Source organism: bacterium, assembly GCA_030646995.1.
In the GTDB taxonomy this organism is placed as follows: Bacteria; Patescibacteriota; Minisyncoccia; order UBA6257; family WO2-44-18; genus JAUSKF01.
The window spans coordinates 1-17,186 of sequence record JAUSKF010000002.1 but is presented as its reverse complement, the minus strand read 5'-3'; the positions used below and the strand labels follow the sequence as shown (position 1 = coordinate 17,186).

General features: G+C 45.1%; 21 protein-coding genes. 3 read left to right on the top strand and 18 right to left on the bottom strand.

The window, feature by feature from the left end:
* Positions 1 to 44: 44 nt before the first annotated feature.
* The 13 genes from Q7S83_00525 to Q7S83_00465 form a co-directional block, all read right to left on the bottom strand.
* The gene (locus Q7S83_00525) at positions 45 to 755 is read right to left on the bottom strand and encodes a CPBP family glutamic-type intramembrane protease (GenBank protein MDO8466610.1); all 711 of its coding nucleotides are present in this window, start codon (positions 753 to 755) and stop codon (positions 45 to 47) included.
* Positions 755 to 1,606, bottom strand: coding sequence for a type II CAAX endopeptidase family protein (locus tag Q7S83_00520; protein MDO8466609.1), 852 nt, complete (start codon positions 1,604 to 1,606; stop codon positions 755 to 757). Before Q7S83_00520 ends, Q7S83_00525 begins: the two co-directional genes overlap by 1 nt.
* A 59-nt stretch (positions 1,607 to 1,665) precedes the next feature.
* The gene (locus Q7S83_00515) at positions 1,666 to 3,471 is read right to left on the bottom strand and encodes a neutral/alkaline non-lysosomal ceramidase N-terminal domain-containing protein (GenBank protein ID MDO8466608.1); all 1,806 of its coding nucleotides are present in this window, start codon (positions 3,469 to 3,471) and stop codon (positions 1,666 to 1,668) included.
* Between the two features lie 62 nt (positions 3,472 to 3,533).
* Positions 3,534 to 4,796, bottom strand: a complete 1,263-nt coding sequence (locus tag Q7S83_00510) for a hypothetical protein (GenBank protein MDO8466607.1) — start codon at positions 4,794 to 4,796, stop codon at positions 3,534 to 3,536.
* Positions 4,797 to 4,908: 112 nt separating this feature from the next.
* Positions 4,909 to 5,178 carry a hypothetical protein gene (locus Q7S83_00505; GenBank protein ID MDO8466606.1) on the bottom strand — a complete coding sequence of 90 codons (270 nt, stop codon included), beginning with the start codon at positions 5,176 to 5,178 and terminating at the stop codon, positions 4,909 to 4,911.
* Between the two features lie 18 nt (positions 5,179 to 5,196).
* Positions 5,197 to 5,889, bottom strand: coding sequence for an HAD-IB family hydrolase (locus Q7S83_00500; GenBank protein ID MDO8466605.1), 693 nt, complete (start codon positions 5,887 to 5,889; stop codon positions 5,197 to 5,199).
* Between the two features lie 9 nt (positions 5,890 to 5,898).
* Entirely contained in the window at positions 5,899 to 6,567 is a 669-nt protein-coding gene (locus Q7S83_00495; GenBank protein MDO8466604.1) for an SDR family NAD(P)-dependent oxidoreductase, read from the bottom strand.
* A 19-nt stretch (positions 6,568 to 6,586) separates the two neighbouring features.
* A complete protein-coding gene (locus Q7S83_00490) occupies positions 6,587 to 7,309 on the bottom strand; it encodes an exonuclease domain-containing protein (GenBank protein MDO8466603.1) in 723 nt (240 codons plus the stop codon).
* A gap of 59 nt (positions 7,310 to 7,368) precedes the next feature.
* Positions 7,369 to 7,683 carry a helix-turn-helix transcriptional regulator gene (locus tag Q7S83_00485; GenBank protein MDO8466602.1) on the bottom strand — a complete coding sequence of 105 codons (315 nt, stop codon included), beginning with the start codon at positions 7,681 to 7,683 and terminating at the stop codon, positions 7,369 to 7,371.
* Entirely contained in the window at positions 7,673 to 8,002 is a 330-nt protein-coding gene (locus Q7S83_00480) for a type II toxin-antitoxin system RelE/ParE family toxin (GenBank protein MDO8466601.1), read from the bottom strand. Before Q7S83_00480 ends, Q7S83_00485 begins: the two co-directional genes overlap by 11 nt.
* Positions 8,003 to 8,065: 63 nt before the next feature.
* Complete coding sequence (locus Q7S83_00475) at positions 8,066 to 9,622, bottom strand: DUF2779 domain-containing protein (GenBank protein MDO8466600.1); 1,557 nt, start codon at positions 9,620 to 9,622, stop codon at positions 8,066 to 8,068.
* A 44-nt stretch (positions 9,623 to 9,666) separates the two neighbouring features.
* Positions 9,667 to 9,930 carry a hypothetical protein gene (locus Q7S83_00470; protein MDO8466599.1) on the bottom strand — a complete coding sequence of 88 codons (264 nt, stop codon included), beginning with the start codon at positions 9,928 to 9,930 and terminating at the stop codon, positions 9,667 to 9,669.
* Between the two features lie 72 nt (positions 9,931 to 10,002).
* Positions 10,003 to 11,868, bottom strand: a complete 1,866-nt coding sequence (locus tag Q7S83_00465; GenBank protein ID MDO8466598.1) for a VanW family protein — start codon at positions 11,866 to 11,868, stop codon at positions 10,003 to 10,005.
* Positions 11,869 to 11,949: 81 nt separating this feature from the next.
* On the opposite strand from Q7S83_00465, the gene Q7S83_00460 reads away from it, so the two are divergent.
* Positions 11,950 to 12,486: a C39 family peptidase gene (locus Q7S83_00460; protein MDO8466597.1), complete on the top strand. Its 537-nt coding sequence runs from the start codon at positions 11,950 to 11,952 to the stop codon at positions 12,484 to 12,486.
* 37 nt (positions 12,487 to 12,523) lie between these two features.
* Here the strand turns inward: Q7S83_00460 and Q7S83_00455 are convergent, their stop codons facing one another.
* The 5 genes from Q7S83_00455 to Q7S83_00435 form a co-directional block, all read right to left on the bottom strand.
* Complete coding sequence (locus Q7S83_00455) at positions 12,524 to 13,393, bottom strand: matrixin family metalloprotease (protein MDO8466596.1); 870 nt, start codon at positions 13,391 to 13,393, stop codon at positions 12,524 to 12,526.
* Between the two features lie 165 nt (positions 13,394 to 13,558).
* Positions 13,559 to 13,771 (bottom strand): hypothetical protein, encoded by a 213-nt coding sequence (locus Q7S83_00450; protein ID MDO8466595.1) that lies wholly within the window; start codon positions 13,769 to 13,771, stop codon positions 13,559 to 13,561.
* 218 nt (positions 13,772 to 13,989) lie between these two features.
* A complete protein-coding gene (locus Q7S83_00445; protein ID MDO8466594.1) occupies positions 13,990 to 14,739 on the bottom strand; it encodes a M15 family metallopeptidase in 750 nt (249 codons plus the stop codon).
* The gene (locus Q7S83_00440; protein ID MDO8466593.1) at positions 14,717 to 15,124 is read right to left on the bottom strand and encodes a hypothetical protein; all 408 of its coding nucleotides are present in this window, start codon (positions 15,122 to 15,124) and stop codon (positions 14,717 to 14,719) included. Before Q7S83_00440 ends, Q7S83_00445 begins: the two co-directional genes overlap by 23 nt.
* A gap of 2 nt (positions 15,125 to 15,126) precedes the next feature.
* A complete protein-coding gene (locus Q7S83_00435) occupies positions 15,127 to 15,777 on the bottom strand; it encodes a S24 family peptidase (GenBank protein MDO8466592.1) in 651 nt (216 codons plus the stop codon).
* Positions 15,778 to 15,899: 122 nt separating this feature from the next.
* Here Q7S83_00435 and Q7S83_00430 point away from each other — a divergent pair, with 122 nt between their 5' ends.
* Together Q7S83_00430 and Q7S83_00425 are read left to right on the top strand one after the other, a co-directional pair.
* Entirely contained in the window at positions 15,900 to 16,106 is a 207-nt protein-coding gene (locus Q7S83_00430; GenBank protein MDO8466591.1) for a DUF3892 domain-containing protein, read from the top strand.
* Positions 16,107 to 16,513: 407 nt separating this feature from the next.
* On the top strand, positions 16,514 to 17,186 hold a 673-nt coding region (locus tag Q7S83_00425), incomplete at its 3' end, for a ParB N-terminal domain-containing protein (protein ID MDO8466590.1).

Genomic DNA, 17,186 nt, shown 5'->3' with positions numbered 1-17,186 from the left:
ATAATATTTTGATTATAACAAAAAGCCCCGATTTCTCGGGGCTTCTACCAATAATTAGGACCGACATTGATGTTCAGGGGCAAACAATGCTCGACAGCCGTTCCCAGAATCCCATGCGCGATGCCCAATATCCAGACATTGCGGCAGTTCAGAAAAACGTAAGCCGTGGCTGCTCCGGCAATCGGAGTCACGATCATCAGCTTTGGATTCGGAGTGTGCGCTAGAAAGAACAGAACTCCGGACACCAAGGCGGTGAGCAGGGCGGCTCTTCTCTCAAAGTTTTTCGGGTCAGGACTTTTAACAAAGATCGAGTAGAGTCTGCTTGTTACTCCGGCGTGCAGAACAAATTGCTGGATCACTCCCCAAACAATATAGCCCTGAACACCGGAAAACGTTTTTCGCCAGAATTTTCTCTCTAGCCAGAACTCCGGCCTAAAGAAGTATCCGGCGATCAGGATCAGTGTCAGTCCGAGCAGTGCCAGGAGCGCCAGCTTCCAGATCCAACTGCAATCCAGCTTTAAGTAATTGCGGCCATCCTCGTTCTTCTCCAAGCAACCAAGCCCGAGCGTTTCAGTATAGTCCCCGACTTTAACGCCACGCATCCGCACCGCAGAACTAACAATCATCACTCCCGCGATTGCGATTAGTATCACAACAAAAGGGACGTAGTTTTCTTGGAAAAACCAGATGGCCACCATCACTAACGCAAAAATAGTAACCACTTCAGCTATCGCCCAGGATTTTACCCTATTCATTAGTGTCCTCCGTTCGCGAACAACATCCACCAGAGAAAGCTAACGGAAGCATTCAGCGCTCCCGAAACAGCTAATGATTTAGTTTTGTTGTAGACGAATCCGCAGACCAACCCCAAGACTAGCGCGTTCACCATTGCATGCCAGTTGGGAAAAGCCCAAACGGCCGGGTTATTGATAGCAGCGATTCCGTAAATCATCGAGGCACCGATCAAGGCCGGGATGAAACCGAACTTGTCTTTCAGCGTTCCCTGAAAAATTCCACGAAAAACAAGTTCTTCAGGAATCGCCTTCACCAGGAAAAACGGAATAATGCTAATCAGCGGTATCCATTTGAGTTTGCCGGGATACTGGGCGACCATCACGCTTTCCCAGCCGGCTGCCGCCACCAGGAAGGTAGAGATTAGGAAAAAGAAGAAGACGTTTAGCATCAATCTCCAATCTGCGGTTTTAGTCCGGATGAATCCTTCTTCTTTGGAGTTTCGCCAGTATTGAAAAGCCGGAATCAGGATGACCGCCAGCGAAAGCATGGTGACGTAATTGCTATACACCACCCCTAATTCAAGGCAAAGCCACATCCAGCCAGCGAGAAAAACCATCAGCTTGTTTGAAAACGGCTTGTAGCCGATGCCGATCAAAAAGAGAGGGACCAGCAAGTAGGCAAACGTCCTATTGTACATTCCCTGTTCTTTGAGAATAGCCAAGAGAACAAGATTGCTCACTATCAAAATTCCGCTAATGAGCTGGAATTTTTTTGGAGAAAATTTAGGCTTCCAACCCAACACAAAAGCGGCAACGATCACCATTAAAATCAGGCCGTACACCGCTTCCACGGCGACTCCGAAGATGTTCATCGTTTGTTCCTTTCAACGTTCTGCCCCATACAATACAGAAAAAATAAAAAACTGGCAACCTATTCGGTTACCAGTTGTTTGAATGCTTCGTATATCTTATTTCCGGTTTCTTCACCGAGCGACATCGTCCGCTCGTAAGCGTAAACGTCCACTTTTCCTTTTTTGGGATGATCGATTACCCGATAGAACTCTTCAGTGGCGATGATATAGCCAATCTCGTCGTTGGCGAGACCAAAAACCATATCGGCGCCGGTCATCTCTTTGATCTTCAGTCCGAATCCGGGCTGCATCTCTCCGGGTACCAACAGGATCCGCAGATCACCAATGTCGATGATCCCGACTTCGGTGATCGCTTCCTGTTTTTCGGTCATCGTATCGCGGTTGTGCGGCAAGACACCCAACTTCACGCATTCCTGAAACACGAAATTAGTCAGCGGGATCTTGACCAGCTTTTTCCGAATCCGCAAACATCCTCCGGAACAATCAATCGGTTTTACGCTAATCGCTTCTTCAACTAGACGCTTGGTCAAGCCGGCGCCCACTGCTTCCGCGCGCTGTTCATAGGTCGGGTTTTCGATCTTGAGGTCGTTCGTACGGACCGAAACCATCGCTCCGCAGAGTCCGTTCACGAAAAGCGACGTACCACCGAATTCGGCCTCCATTTTCTGAACCAGCACTCCCGGAAAATCGGCCGTAATCACCTGATTTTTGTCCCGATAGGTTTCCGGATGAACTCCAAAGTTCACCAATGTGCCGATCACTCCCTTATCGCCCTTTGCTACTAGAGCCATTAGTGAGGTGTCCAAATCTTCGTTGATCCGAACGTTTTTGGAATATCCCTTGCCCGATGCTTGGATCACCGACAACTCGGCTTTCTCCAGCTTCTTCGTTGAGCGCTCAACGAGGTTTACGATCTTTGCGCGCACCGAGGCAAGATACTCTTCGTCTCGTCCGGAACCTGATAGATGCGGGGCGAATGGAATAGATCTTCCCCAAACTCCGATAGGATCCGGACCGGCATGCTGATGAGTGGAAACAATAATCAAAGAATCCGGATGGATTACTCCTTTTTTCCTAAGCTCTTCGCGAACTTTTAGAACGTCATAACGAAGGAAGCCCACCAGATCCAGTGAAACAATCGCCAATTTTTCTCCGTGAGGACATTCCAAAATCAAGCAACGCGCGTAAAGATCATCATGAACCCCCAGCGACAGCCGCTTTGGAGAAAATCCCGCAAGATTCGTCTGACCGATCGGTGTGATCACTTCTTTGTCGGCCGCCGCCCGGAAACTGCCCACCGACTTGTTAGAGTAGGCGCAGCGCTTATCCACGACCGATTTTTCCAAAACGTACTGCCGGAGTTTCCTCTGCGGCATCGGCGTGAACAGCGGAAGATTTCGGTAGAAACTCATCTCTTTTTCCGCCGCTTCCAAGCTCCAGCCGTCATGCAGTACTCGCTTGAGAGCGATCATCAGACCGGTCCGGTCCGCGCCGCCCCGGCAATGAACCAGCACCGGCTGATTTGCAGGGTCGCTGACTAATGTAAGGAACTGTTCAATCTGCTCATCAGTCGGATCTCTGGATACATACATTTTTATATTCACAACCCGGATTCCATGAGTTTCAATAAGCTTTTTTTCGTCATCTGTCGGCCGTCCCAAAAAACTGATAATGGTTTTGATTTTCCTTTTTTCAACCATCTCGGCAAGAAAGGCTTCATCCGGCAAACCGGAACGGTAAATCTTTCCTTCTTGCACTACCGCAAAATTGTATCGGGCAGTATTGTAATTCGCGGCGTAATACACGCCGGCGAACGCCAAAAGTGCTGCAACCGGAATCGCCAATCGCTTCAGCCAGCGCTTCATCCTACCTCCTCTTTTTTCAAAGTACGCAGATAGAGTAATAAAAAACCCCGACAATGTCGAGGTTACTTAACAAGGATTTGCCCGCTGATAATCCACGGGCGGTCATCTTTCCAAAGCTCCACACGCCAAAATCCCGGCTGAGGATCGAGCATATAAGCCAGACCACCGGACACTTCACCAACAAATACATTGTCCCGATAGAATTTTGTTTTGACATATGAGTCTTCGCCGGGCGCCCAAACACTAAGATATTTCGGCGCCGACATTGATTCTCCAGTCATACACCGACTCTTCAGAGATTCCGCGTAAAATTTAAATCCGGTCGGATCCCCGAGATAATCAAAGGCAATGTAGCTGCGCCCCTTTTTAATTGCTTCGAAAATAGTATCTTGATTCAATTCGCCATCTTTCTCTATCCAGATGTGAGTCGAGATGAGGCCGAGAGTCAGCTCGTAGGGATCAACCTGCACACCCAGAATTTTTATGTTCTGATGCGCGTCGGGGGCTCCGAAAATTGGGATGGGCCGACCTTCACGCTCCGCCAGCTTCTGCCAATAGTCAAAATTTCTGGGAATCAGAGTGGTGATATTGTTGTACAAACTAGTTGGGTAAAAAAATACCGAGCCTAGAATACCCAACTTGTTATCCAACGCGTTGGCGTGAAAATTCACCACTTCTAGAGCGTCCCAATGGATTACCGGATCCTTATCCTCTTTTTGGTAAATCCATTTTGAATCCGCGGCTCCGCTGAAACTCTCGACGTGTCCATGCAGGTAAAGCGTTTCTTTCTGATCTTTCAACGAAGCTCGGAAGACCGAAGTTCCTTCGAGATAATTCCGCTCACATCCGTAAACCAACAGAACTCCGTTAAGTTGATCCGGGTAATCGCCGGGGGGCAGCCTACTGATGTGGTCGGTGAGAATGATCCAGCGCACACCGTTTTTTACTGCAGCGTCGGTAATTTCCTCCAGAGTTCCCTTTGAATCATGTGAAAGATAACAATGCACATGAATCTGCCCGCGGATGTCCACAAACCGTTCGCTTTCATGGCTAAAATACACACTAGGCGCCTCTTTTTTATCAACAACCGCCGATTCTACAGCGATAATCAGACTTACCCGAATAAACGGAATCAAGGTAAAAAATAGCACTACTCCGTAAATTGAGGCATTCAAAACCAAATTCCAGAATTTCCGCGTCGGCCCGCCTAGACTCGACGAGGCTGGCCTGCGACGAATTACTTTCCGTACAATCCTCGGCCAGAACGGAATCACGGCCAATTGAGCGATAATCAGCAGTAAAAGCAGGCACCAGAGAAATGTCATCCAGCCTCCTATTTATGATTGGGTTCATAGTAAGAACTGCTTAAGATGCTATCACAAACACCCCACTCTTCAAATAAAAAACCGCCCCTAATGCGCAGGGGCGGTTTTTTATTTAAGACCGGTAAATCCTATTCCAAACCGTCCCAATCAACCAGCCGAAAATATAACCAATAATCGAAGTTACTAAAACCAGCGCCACCGCAGTTCCAAGGCTAAATTCTCCGATATGATAGAGCGGCTCCATAAAATGCACACGAAACACGAAATCTATCAATGCTTGAGCCACTCCCGCAACTACCAACACCGACCAACCCACATGCCACAGACCCGCGACCGCGCCGACTACCATCCCTAACCGATGTGAATTTATTTTTTGTTCCATGGCTATATCATATCAAAACTAGAGTTCAAAAACTACGTCTTTCCGCTCAACCACTACCTTCCAACCGGCTTTTTTAGCGTGTCTATAAAGTCCCGAGTTCGGATTGAAACAAATCGGATTTTTTACTATTTCCAAAAAGCGGATGTCGGTTTCTGTGTCCCCCACTCCCACCGAATCTTTTAAAGTAAGATTTTCTTTTTCAATTGCGCGCTGGAGAATCTTCGCCTTGTCGGAGATGAGTTCAAGATGCATAGTGTCGCCGGTGAGCTTACCGTTTTTATTAACTTCATGCACCCGACCGTAGACTTTATCAAAGCCAATTTTTCGGCAAAAATCTTGCAGTACTGAAAGCGGCGAATGAGAAATGGCGAGAAGATAGTAGCCCTTCTTCTTCAGGTCAGTGATTAGTTGACGGGTATATCGATAAGTCCGGTCTTTATGAAAATCAGCTACCTGCTTGGAGATTTTAAAAAATGCTTTTGCCGGCACGCCCTTAATGTTCGTTTCAAAAGCTTTTACAACTGCATTGATATATTCCCCGTATGGCCCTTTTCTATCCAACCATTTTTTATATGCCTTGGTGTAAACATTTCTAACGCGCGGCTTGAAAATTCCCCGATGAATCATCCCTTCGGTGAGTTCAATTAGTAAACTGGATCGGAAAATCGTGCCATCAATATCAAAAATCGCGAATTTACGTTTCTTTTTCATAGAGAAATTTTACCACGGCAAACGCTCTCCTTTGAACCAGAAGAGTCCCGTTTCAGGTTTGGAAATCGCAAATTTATAAATACCCGCCGCCGCTTCTTCCGAAGTTATATCTGCCTCCTGTCCGCCCATCGCCGTCTTCGTCCAACCCGGATGAACGGATGACACGATAATTTCGGAATCCTTTAATGCTGTAGCAAGAGTTCGTGTATACATATTCAACGCCGCTTTAGAAATTTTATAACTCGGATAATGGTACGGGTGATGACTCTTTCCGGTACCGGCAAATTCCAAAGATCCGGCGGTGGAAGAAATATTTACAATATGACCACCTTTAGGAATCATTGGAATAACACGCTCAGTAAAATCGATAGTGCCGATTAAATTAACTTCCAATGTCTCGCGCAATTTATCTACTAAAACCCTTGTTTCATCCTCATCCAAAAGAATGCCGGCGTTGTTAATCAAGATGTCTATCTTTTTTCCTGACTCCGAAATCTTCTTAGCGCATTCGGCAATGCTTTCGGGAGACGACAAATCAAGCTGATGGGACGCCGAGGCATCGGATGCCGGAAACGCCTCGGATAAATACGCGCCAAACACAAAGTGCCCTTCCGCGAGAAATTTTTCCGCGAGAGCTTTTCCTATTCCTTTATCCGTTCCGGTAATCAAAACGTTCATACCAAAATTTTAATAAGCTCTAAAGAACTATCCCCAAAAAATGCTTGAGGGTGTGGATCCAGTCTTCGTCTTGCCCGCCTTCTTCCATTTTCCGGTCCAGCATCCATTGCAGGTATCCCCTGTCGGTTTTAACTACTTCCCCAATTTTCTTATCCTTATATTTCCCGAAATTAAAATACTGGAACAACGACGGCCGGCTGGAGACATCGAGCATAGAAGCGATAGCCGCGCTCTCGGTCATTCCCGTTTCTACCATTTTAGCGAGCAAGCGCTGAAATAGAGCGCATAAAACTTTTACATCCCCTTCGGCATCGTGGGCGTGGGCGTCTTGGACATCAAGGTCGAGGTGATAGCGCAAATATTGCAGATTATATTCGGGAATAGTATTCTCCGGATCCAAGTGCCGCGTGACGCGCAAAGTGCAGATGCGCTTCGGAATAGACATTCCTTCGGCTTCCAGCATCGCGCAATCAAATTTCGCATTGTGGGCCACGAGGATTCCTTCAGCAAATAAACCCTCAAGCTCTTTTTTCATCTTGCTGCCCTGAAAGGTTTCTTTATCGGCGACCATCTTGTTGGTGATATGAGTTATGGACATTGCCTTCACGGAAATCGGCACGGGCGGCTTGAAAAACCCCTGATAAATTCCATCAGAAGTTTTATAACAGACTTGGCAGATACGATCTTTGAAAATATCGTTGCCGGTGGTTTCGGTGTCGAGGAAGATTAGTTTGTGACCCATGGCTTATAATTTAGCACTTGCGACAGTATGTGCAAAATTTGCACATACTGAAATTGATCTTATGGCTTGATCAAAAATGGCTGATTCAGAGCTTTGGCAATTTCTTTGATCTTATCAAAGGTTACGTTCTGATCACCGCTTTCTATGCGAGCAACTTCGCTTTGGGTAGTGCCTAGCTTTTTAGCTAATTTAGCTTGAGTGAGGTGCTTTTTCTTTCGAGCAAGAAAAACTTCATAACCAAAAGAGAATCTTTGAAAACGCGCATCAGCCTTAACGCGCAATTTCTTAGTTGGGTACTGTTCTTTTAAGAAATCCCCAAAAGGCCGAAGTGTGACTTTTTTCCCTTCAAGCTTTACTGTAATTTTATTTTTCATTTAATTCTTTTAATATTAACGACCGCAACTTCGTGGCCCGTTCAATTATTTTATGGGGTGTCTTTCTGGTCTTCTTAGTAAAGGCGGATAGCATCACAATCATCGATTCTTGAACGATTGTGAAAAGTAATCGATGCTGCCTTTTGCCGGAATCCAGACGCAATTCCCATATTTTATCCCTTAGGTACTTTGTGTGACCGGAGTTTAGCTTGCCGTTCTTTAGCGCTAATTCCTTGATCATATCAATTAGTTTTTCTCGGTCATCTTGAGGCAAGGACAAGATGTATTTTTCGACTTCTGATGTTAGATGTGTGTACATAATGAATATAGCATATACGCTATAAATGATTCAAGGTCGACTGTGAATAAGTTAATTACCGGTTTATTTTATCATCTTTTCCAGCTCCTCCAAAATGCGGACCATTGCGAGGGTATCCAGCTTGCAGTAGGCCAGCATATCTTTACGAAGTTGGGTCTTTTCGACCGCCGAGAGGTCGTTGCCAATTAATTTCATCCAGCTCGAGGCGGCAGTGCCACCCTCTTGGATGGCTAATTCCTTATATGAAAGCTCGGGCGCCAGCACAGGCAGAACCTTCTTAATAGAAGTGCTGCCCTTAAAATCTTTGTGGACATAGTGCTGTTTGGTAAAGACATCCATCAGGTCGTAGGTGCGGTTATTGATATCTTCAATGAATCCCGCGGCCTCCGGAACTCTTTCAGCAATCTGCTTATTAATTGTGCATTCAAATTTTTTACTCCAAACAATCAAACTCCCCACTTTTCCAATCTGTTTTTGCATGGATTCCACGAAGTCTTTGCTGGGATCGGAAACTTTATCGTGGAGAAATTCGAAATGCTTCAATGCTGAACCAGCGGATTCTAAAACGAATAGAGAATATTGAAACGGGATTTGCTGATACGGAGAAAAGCCATCAAACATTGGAACGGCAGAGGGGAAAGTTTCGTAATCAATAAAATAAATCGGATACACTAAAGTTTTTAACTCCTCGCGAATCCCCCCTTTATCCATCAAGATATTATTGAATATATAGGCATTTACCTGATTTCGCTGACCCTCCGACAACTCCATCTCTTCCGGAACTTCCTTGATATCGAAATGACTGCCATCCATAAGCTCGGCCAGTTTCTTTTTGCTCAAGCCGATGCGGGAAATATCATGGACGCTGTATTTCGGAACGGTAGGATTGGAGTGATGAAAGGTGGTGCAATGATTGGACCTTCCTTTATATAGGCAGCTGCAGGAGCCGGGCGGTTCGGTGTCGCTGGAAAGGTATTTCAACGCCTGCTCCATTTCCAAAGCGACTTCTTCGCCGAGCTCGCTGATTTCCAAAGTCACATCATCAATCGCAAAAAGCTGTTTGATATCCAACTTACCAAAGCGGGTGTATTCGGGATTGAGGTGCATCAAATTGATTTTGCCAATTTTCAAACCGCACCGCTTCAGCAGATTTACCTGAAAGGCGAGGTCATAGTAGTGCCGCTTCTTATCGGCCTCGTTAGAGGCTTTGATTTCAGTAATGTCGTGGCTCTTTGTGGCCGGATTATATTCCAATACGTCCACCGCCGCCAGAAAACCGTCTTTTAGAAAAACCGGCTGGAAAATTACTTTCTGTTTCTTGGCGATGAGCTCCCGGGTAAGTTTTTGCGCCCCCTCGTCCCGGCCTTCAACCAAAACCGCGTCCGGATATAATTGCCGAGCGACCAGCTCCACTTCATTTCCGGTCTCAATAATGTGTTTCTCAAATTCCGAAAGCTCCGCTTTGTAGTAAATATCGGGCTGGTGGATTTTATACCAAGTATTTTTCGGGCATTCCCGGAAGAGGATGTAGTCGGTTTTGGAGAGGGTCATTGGGGTAGTAGTAAGTATTAAGTAGTACGTAGTAAGTAGTAAGTAGTAAGTAGAACTATAAGAACTCATAACAAATATAACGCATAACGGAACGGTAAGGAACAAAAAACCACCTAGCTAGGTGGTTTATCTTCGTCTTCCTCGGCCTCATCGGGGTCAATCCCAATAAGCTCAAACTTTTTCTTTTCCAGCTTCTCCAATGCCTGAATGAGTGGCTCGTCGTGAGTGAGAAATCCTTTTTCAATATAGCCGGCCATCAATTTCACGGCGCCATCAATTTTCAAAGCTTCGTGGAGCTCGTCCACTGCTTTCTCATCTTCTTTCTTAAAAAGTTCCACCGCTTCCTTATCAATATCCTCCGGCTTTTTGTGTTCCACGGCCGAGACCTCAAAAAGTTACTTACTGAATTATACCAATAGGAATGGCGTGTTCAAGAGGGCAGAAGGTAATCAGATAGGAGTAGTGCCGAACAAGCAGATCTTCTGCCACGGCTGGTAGACGCTGTGAAAAATCTGGTTTTTTGTATCGCCGTTTAAGTAACGCACATCATAAGCTACATCAGCGGTAACTCCCTTGCGTGGGGTTTCGGTGCACTCCATCTGACCGATTTTCAAATCCGCCGTAGGAACGTATCTTTCACTCGGCGCCGGAATTTCATCTGTTAAAACCGGAGCGGAAATTTCCACCATACGGCCATCGCGCTGACCATACAATTCGAAGACCAACTCACTGCCCTCAACTTTTCCCTGCAAAAGAAGATAATTGCCCGTATCATTCACGAAGCGGAGATCGGGCGTCGGTCCGTAGATAGTGGCATCCAACCCCGGCCCGTAATATCCGACGACATACCGATGATTAGTTCGCTCGGTAACCGGCAACCCCGTATCCAGCGCAAGCCGAAAAAGCGTGGTGGCAAGCTGGCAAAGCCCTCCGCCAAATTCTTTAATACTCTTATTATCTTTAATAACATATTCCTTTACGAAACCCTCTTCTTCGTTGGTTTCACCGATACCGTTCACCGCAGAAAACTCTTCGCCGGGCGCGAGTAGAATGCCGTTCAGCTTAGAAACGCCGACTTCAATATTATGCTTACGGTCGCTGCTGCTTCCTTTAAAGCTGGTTTTTGCAGAACCAACTAAGTCTTTGATGCCGTAATTATCAACTACCAGCTTAGTGATTTGAGGATTGGCTTGAATAATCTCAATCGGAATCTCAATCACTCCCGTCCGTGCCTTCACATCCACCTGCGAACCGGCCGAAGTAAGCGCCAGCAAAAGATTGGCGGTGGTAGCGTAAGAGCTCTGCACTGTGTAAACCACGCTCTCCACCTGCTGAATCGTCTTTTCTATATCCACCACATTGCCGGGCTTGCCCGGAATGATTTCGGTAAGAACGCCGCCGCGCATTTCAAAGCGGCTGTTCCGCGGCGGATTGTCTATAATCGGCGCCACCGTCTTCGCAAGAAAATTCTTCAACTTAACATTGTCTATTCCGATTTCATTTTCTTTTTTGACTGTGAGCCAAGTCGCGAGCGTGCGGCCACTCACCTTCCATCGGCTATCCCGATAATAAAAAACAAGGCTCGTCGCATTAGAGACTTCGTTCGCAAGTTTTAGAAATGGCTCAAGCTGTTTGGCGGTAACCGCCGGCATTACCGGCACAGAAGAAAATAGAATTGGGGAAGGATCGAGCGCGGCCAGCCGCAAATTAATAATCTCCGCAATTTCATCCACGCCTCCGCTCTCCCCGTTTTTTTCTTTTGCGATGGCCATAAACGCGCCGTCATACACGAAACGAGCCGGCACTGCTTCTTTGAAAAATCCGCTTAACTCCCGAGATAAAAGTGACTGCAGGGCGTATTTGCGCGTTACTGTGGGTAATTCAAAATTAGTACCGAAAAGAAGCGCGGATAACTTACGCAGTGGCTGAACCAGCAAAGGACCGGAGCGACCAAACTTATAGGCCTCTTCGGTTACCTCCTCCCATGCACCCAGTGAAAAATATTCCACCAAATTGTCGGCAGTTAAGCCGCTGATAGCAAACGGAATATGCACCTTTTTCTCGCCTTTCTCACCAGTGAGAACAACCCGGAAACCATCAGTCATTAATTTCTCGGTACGCGTTTTAAAATCAACGAATACCTCCGCATAGGTCTTACCGCCAACGGGCTCGCCGGCAATGGCGACTCCCGGATAAAAATAGCCGATGTATTGCGATTCAATATATACCCAGCCAACCAAAACCAGTAGAATAGACACCAGCACGCCTACTGTGTGCTTTTTATAATCCTGCAGTAAAACCCGCCAAATACTCATATATATCTACATCTTACACCCTTTTTCATCCGCCGGCTGGCGGATTGACATAGGCCTATTTTTGTGATAGAATCGATTGCTATGATACATTACGATAACGTCCCTTTTTATTCGCAATTCCGAGACATTCCACAAATTGAGTGGCAGAGTTCGGCTTGCGGCATCGCCAGTATGGCGATGGCAATGGAGTTTTATAAGCCGAAAAGCGTCTCGGTTGCAAACCTGCTTTTGCAGGCGTTAGATTTGGGCGCCTACAAACCCGGCATAGGCTGGAAGCATAAAGAACTTTCCGCGCTCGCCGGATTATATGGCCTTACCGGAAAAAATTATGACTACATGCATTTGGACAACCTGACGGTGTTTGGTAAGTTCAAGGACTTCTTGAAAGTGGGTCCGGTGATTGTATCAATCCACAATAAATTCAATCCGAAAGCTATGCTTGGACATATCGTCGTGGTAACCGGAATGGAGGATGGAATGATTTTCTATCATGATCCGGCTTCCGGAAATAAAGTAGAAAAAAATATTTCCGAAGCTGATTTCTTGAAGGGCTGGAAGCGACGCTTCATCGTGGTGCGGGAAAACCCGCAGGTAGTAGTGCTGGCTCCGATTCAATAAAAATAAAACACCCCAAATGGGGTGTTTTATTTTGGCTCTATAAACTAATTCTACAATGAGATTTGAGCGCAAGAAGATCAATGGCTGTAAGCGTATCATTGTCTCCCTGATTAAACCGATACATAATTGCATCCGGATTATCGATATGCTCAAGAGAAAGAGCATGCCCCAACTCATGCGCTAAGACGCGCACCAGTTTTTCATAGGAATCATACTGGAAGACAGTAATGCTTTCTGTCCCACCTGCTCCGTGGCTTTCATACACCCCTTGCGTAAAATTTCCGCCCACAGTCCCTCCTACGTCATTGTAGCTGGCAACATTAAGATTAAGCGCGCTCGCCAGATCGTTAAGGGTTCTCGCAAGAATATTAATATCTCCGACTTGTTTCTTTAAACCAGCCTGCATCTCATTTAAAACCATCGCCTCGTACTCAAGGTATTCTCCTTCCGCGTTTAAACGGTTATCTTCTGCTTCGGAAACATGCTTTTGCCTCCGCCAGCTGGCGGATCCGCGCCTCACATCAGCTTCATAAGTCCTTTTCCGCAATTCAAAAGCCGTAACGCGAAACTCAAGCGCGCTTTTATCCTGCGCGAATTGAGAAATCATTGATTCATACTTGCTTTTAAGTTCTTCATAGGAAGCTCTGCTTTGATCTACTTTTAATTCCAGCTCCTGTAGCGTTTGAGTTGTATTCTGGCGATAATCATAGACCAGATTAACCAGTAGATTTCCATCCGTTGCATAAGAAAAAAGCTCCTTATCTATCGGCTTTTCCCAAATTGCTTCCGCTTCTTGTATGGCTCTTAAAAAGTTTGCTTTGGATATTCCGAATCGTGCGTCAAATACTCCTATCGAATAGGTAATCGGATTCTTGCATGGAAAAATCTGCGTTCTCAAAAATCTCAATTGCGCCCCCAGTCGCTCCCGAAATATAAAACCGAGTATTAACAAGAGGGCGAACAAAAATACAGACAGGAGGTGACTGTATCGTTTTGAAAGTGATTGACTGTGCATGCAACGTTATTTAATGAAGTTTCTAAAAAGCCCCATAAAGTAGGGGCTTTTTTATTATTAAGATTTACCGTTTAGATACTTGCCGGCGATGCTTAATGCAAACGAAGGCAGGATAATCATCACCGTGATAAACATGAGCTTCATAAATATCATGTGCAGAGGTGAGGCATTGTTGTCTCCTCCTTCAGGCAATGTCAGCACATTTAGAATACCCACCACTCCAAAAACAACCGACGCACAGACAAATACTTTTGTAGCTATTTTTTGCATGGCTTCATTATATCAGCTAAAACACCTTCCGCAAAAGGAAAAGCGCCGCTTTAGGCGACGCTCGTCCTGCTTTGCTCCCCGAGGGGGTTCTGAACCTATCTGGGGCAAGTTTTAAAAGGGATTTTTGAGCTCCGGATAACGATTACAGGACGCAGTCAGGTCACTTGAAGGCAACCAAAATGAGACAAATAAGACATTCCGATGGCGTGTCTCGTATCTTATTTTGGTTTTCTTAATTTTTTAATTTGCTCCGTACACCACGCCAAAATGACGCTTAATATAGACGTTTCCGGCCTCTTATTTTCTTTAGGAAGGTCGGAAATGTGTTCGGCTTTCTCAGTAGAAGTTGGTTCTGACTCTATAATTTTTGGTGATTCAATCTTCTTAAAAACTAATAGAAAATCCTGCATGCTAGGATCCGAGTAATTGGAAGATTTTACTTTATTGTAAGCTGGAATAAGTTGCTCTAGATAGCTATCAATTTGGGAGTCATAAGCTGGATATTCGCCGTTTACAATTTTTGCCTGTTCTGCCGACGTAGCTTTTATCAATTGAAAATGCGGCAGATCGCGAAAGTCTTCCCAATCTCCGCCCCAATAAAGACCTAAGCTCTTTCCAAACTCTCCTAATCGCGACCATGGGTGCGTGGCGTCCCAGCTCGGCCACTTTTTGTCATTAAAAAACACGATATCCGTTGCCACTCCGAAATGGTGCATTCCGTTACTTTTTAATTTCGTTTTCCCCTTATCAAACAATTCCAACTGTCTTTCTTGAGCTCTGTAGGTTTCGTAAATACAAATACCTAATCCTGCCTCACGAGCTTTAGCAAAGATTTTCAATATTGCCAGCGCAAACGGCGGATAAAGGATATCAACATCCGATACTAACTGAGTGTTGGTGCATTGAGGGTGCTTCTTAATTTTTTCTTGGTGCCAATTCATAAAATTATTTTTCTTCTTTCTTGCCATTAATCCTATTTTTCTCGATAAAAATCGTGTCTTCGTCTGAATTGTCTTTACCTGTTAAGAATCTGAGTAAGCGAGGCGCTAAGGCAACGGAAAGCGTTATAAAAGCCATGATTGCGATCGCTAATCCTATAAAAAAGATGGCTTGCCAGGCAGATCCGCCAATCCCCATAAATGCTCCAAAATTTTCAGTGGTTGCTAATGAAAAAAGCAGTGAGCTACCCAATGCCAGGCTGCCCCACCAAGATCCAATCTTTAACCCAAGGTGTCGTTCATCTTTGCGAATCTTTTCCAGAGTAGGCTTTTGGATTACTGCCACCTTGTCGTCTGTCGCATCATAGTACTCCAACTTATTAGCTCGCAATCTGTCTTTAATCTTTTGATTCATGTTTAATTCGGTTTTTTAATGACCTGGACGACTTTTCCGTTGATTATAAAATTATCATTTTTGTGCAAATAAATTGGCGGGAAATTTTGCGTTGATTCTGATTTAAGAATAATTTGCTCATTTTTTTCATCTTTGATGTATTTTTTAATGACGGCCATGTTATCAATAATTCCCAATATAACGTCATCATTTAATGGGTTGATTAGTTCCCGATCAATAATTAAGTAATCACCGTCATCGATAGATTTCCCTTCCACGTTCACCGCATTCATCGATAGACCACTTGCTTGCACGACGAAGAATGACTTCTTTGGTTTTCGTTGTAAGAGCGCGTCCGAGACTCGAAGAAATCCTTCGAGGTTTTGTTCGGCAAGAACTCCTTTAGGACCACACTGCGCCATTCCATAAATTGGTATATTAAAAATCCGGGCAGCCTTTTTTAAAATCCGCTTTGTCCATCCAGGTTGTATCGGCTCAATAATTCCCTTTATTTTGTCAATTTTAATAAGCCCTCGCTTCTCCAGCTGCTGAAGGTGGTGTTTTACTTTTTGGGGAGAATGTACATTAATAAACCCCCCTATTTCTCTGAGTGTATATTGGCCAAGGTTTTTCTCTCTGGAAAACTGAAGAAGCTTTTCTTGTATTTCGTGCATATTTTTATACTATCATAAGCCCGCAGAAATTACAATAGCCCATAACGCTTGACAAGCCGTAAATCAGGGCTTAGAATTAAAGAAGGTCGATATTATAAACCAAGCTATTAATTAAATTATCTATGGCGCACGTAAGAGGAAATAACGACGGACCTAATAACCGGAACGAAAGCTATAAAATCGGTTCACGGCCCCACGTACCGCGGCTTCAAGCTGTAAAAGAAGTGAAAAATGGCAGACATCCCGACGTCCATATTGTAAAAATCAACGGCAGAGAATATGTACGCGATAATCCAGATGGTTCCGAGCGAGATAATGTAAACCGCTAATATGATGGATCTTATAAAACACAGCGACGGACGAATAACGCGATTGTTTCGTTGTGAATGCGGCACCCCTGTATATAAAAAGGATCTCGCCAACGGAACTTATGAGTTTATGGTTAGACCAGATCGCGGCATTAACAGGGTAATTACCGTAAAGACGGGAGATAAATGTGAAATTTCTTGCCCGAATCCAAAATGCCCTCTTTCCCACATTGTTCTAGACCTTAAGGAATGGGTTTCCATGGTTGAAGATTTTAAAACAACCGTGGTATAGTTAAATTAACAATTAGAAGAGCATCGTCTGGAACGCCCAGACATTTGTCGCAAACTCGCGACACGTGTCTGGGCGTTTTTCGTTGCTTGGTTGGGTCGATTAAAACTTACGCATTAAAAAAATAATAAAAAATAAAATGGATAAAAAATTAAACATTCAGTACGTTCCGGTCGCCGATTTGCGGCCGGCACCGTACAATCCCCGCAAGCACTCCAAGGAGCAGTCGGATCAGTTGAAAGAAAGCATTAAAAAATTCGGTGTCGTAGATCCAATCCTGGCTAATTCTGCTCCGAGCCGGAAGAACATCGTGATCGGTGGCCATTTCCGACTTGAGGTGGTTAAGGAAATGGGATTCAAGGAAGTGCCAGTCGTCTATATCAATGTTCCCGACATCGAAAAGGAAAAGGAAATTTGTATCAGATTAAATTTGAACACCGGCGAGTTTGACTGGACCCTGCTGGCGGACTTCGACGAAATCTTTTTGAAAGACGTCGGCTTCTCCAGCGAAGACCTAGACGACATCTTTGGTGTTGACGAGAATCCGGAAATCTTTGACCTCCAAAAGGAGCTAAAGAAACTCAACATCACCAAAATCCTGATTAAGAAGGGCGATGTTTGGCAGTTGGGCCAACATAAGCTTATGTGTGGCGATTCCACTATTGCAGCCGATATGACGAAACTCATGGGCGGCGATAAGGCGTCGCTCTGCCTGACAGACCCACCGTATCGCCTGGACTACCTCAAAGGTAAGAAGAAAAACGGCAAAGCGACTGAAGGATTCGGGTACAAGCGTGACCGTAAATATTTAG

Bases quoted from the DNA above. Each gene is read 5' to 3' on its own strand.
- Q7S83_00525 (MDO8466610.1), bottom strand. From the start codon at position 755: ATGAATAGGGTAAAATCCTGGGCGATAGCTGAAGTGGTTACTATTTTT.
- Q7S83_00520 (MDO8466609.1), bottom strand. From the start codon at position 1,606: ATGAACATCTTCGGAGTCGCCGTGGAAGCGGTGTACGGCCTGATTTTA.
- Q7S83_00515 (MDO8466608.1), bottom strand. From the start codon at position 3,471: ATGAAGCGCTGGCTGAAGCGATTGGCGATTCCGGTTGCAGCACTTTTG.
- Q7S83_00510 (MDO8466607.1), bottom strand. From the start codon at position 4,796: ATGACATTTCTCTGGTGCCTGCTTTTACTGCTGATTATCGCTCAATTG.
- Q7S83_00505 (MDO8466606.1), bottom strand. From the start codon at position 5,178: ATGGAACAAAAAATAAATTCACATCGGTTAGGGATGGTAGTCGGCGCG.
- Q7S83_00500 (MDO8466605.1), bottom strand. From the start codon at position 5,889: ATGAAAAAGAAACGTAAATTCGCGATTTTTGATATTGATGGCACGATT.
- Q7S83_00495 (MDO8466604.1), bottom strand. From the start codon at position 6,567: ATGAACGTTTTGATTACCGGAACGGATAAAGGAATAGGAAAAGCTCTC.
- Q7S83_00490 (MDO8466603.1), bottom strand. From the start codon at position 7,309: ATGGGTCACAAACTAATCTTCCTCGACACCGAAACCACCGGCAACGAT.
- Q7S83_00485 (MDO8466602.1), bottom strand. From the start codon at position 7,683: ATGAAAAATAAAATTACAGTAAAGCTTGAAGGGAAAAAAGTCACACTT.
- Q7S83_00480 (MDO8466601.1), bottom strand. From the start codon at position 8,002: ATGTACACACATCTAACATCAGAAGTCGAAAAATACATCTTGTCCTTG.
- Q7S83_00475 (MDO8466600.1), bottom strand. From the start codon at position 9,622: ATGAGTTCTTATAGTTCTACTTACTACTTACTACTTACTACGTACTAC.
- Q7S83_00465 (MDO8466598.1), bottom strand. From the start codon at position 11,868: ATGAGTATTTGGCGGGTTTTACTGCAGGATTATAAAAAGCACACAGTA.
- Q7S83_00460 (MDO8466597.1), top strand. From the start codon at position 11,950: ATGATACATTACGATAACGTCCCTTTTTATTCGCAATTCCGAGACATT.
- Q7S83_00450 (MDO8466595.1), bottom strand. From the start codon at position 13,771: ATGCAAAAAATAGCTACAAAAGTATTTGTCTGTGCGTCGGTTGTTTTT.
- Q7S83_00445 (MDO8466594.1), bottom strand. From the start codon at position 14,739: ATGGCAAGAAAGAAGAAAAATAATTTTATGAATTGGCACCAAGAAAAA.
- Q7S83_00440 (MDO8466593.1), bottom strand. From the start codon at position 15,124: ATGAATCAAAAGATTAAAGACAGATTGCGAGCTAATAAGTTGGAGTAC.
- Q7S83_00435 (MDO8466592.1), bottom strand. From the start codon at position 15,777: ATGCACGAAATACAAGAAAAGCTTCTTCAGTTTTCCAGAGAGAAAAAC.
- Q7S83_00430 (MDO8466591.1), top strand. From the start codon at position 15,900: ATGGCGCACGTAAGAGGAAATAACGACGGACCTAATAACCGGAACGAA.